This is a genomic window from Mycobacterium sp. NGS22 (genome assembly GCF_059813095.1).
In genome coordinates, this window is sequence record NZ_JCALDY010000062.1 from 1 (window position 1) to 636 (window position 636).

General features: G+C 67.5%; 1 protein-coding gene. It reads left to right on the plus strand.

All coding sequences use genetic code 11. The features are described 5' to 3' along the window. Positions 1-636 (plus strand): IS256 family transposase (locus tag AC5Y47_RS25645; protein ID WP_499947062.1); only part of this gene is annotated, 636 nt, incomplete at both ends.

Genomic DNA, 636 nt, shown 5'->3' on the forward strand with positions numbered 1-636 from the left:
CATACCCTGATGGGGGCCGAAGCCGACGCCCTGTGCGGTGCCGGGTACGGCCAACGCAGCACTGAACGCACGAACCAACGCAACGGGTACCGGTCTCGCCAATTCGACACCCGCGCAGGCAGTTTGGATCTGGCGATCCCCAAACTACGGCAGGGCTCCTACTTCCCGGATTGGCTGCTGGAGCGCCGCAAACGTGCCGAGCGGGCCCTGACTACGGTGGTCGCCACCTGCTACCTGCTCGGTGTCTCGACGCGGCGGATGGACAAGCTGGTGGAAACCCTGGGGATCACCAGCTTGTCCAAGTCGCAGGTGTCGGTGATGGCCAAGGAGCTCGATGTCGCTGTCGAGGCGTTTCGCACCCGGCCGCTGGATGCCGGCCCGTACACCTTCGTGGCCGCCGACGCCCTGGTGCTCAAGGTGCGCGAGCAGGGTCGGGTGGTCAACGTGCACGCCCTGATCGCCACTGCGGTGAACGCCGACGGCTATCGGGAGATCCTGGGCATCGATGTGTCCACCGCCGAGGACGGGGCGGGCTGGCTGACGTTTTGGCGGTCGTTGACCGCGCGCGGGCTGTCCGGGGTCAAACTGGTCACCAGCGACGCCCATGCCGGTCTGGTCGCCGCGATCGGGGCCACC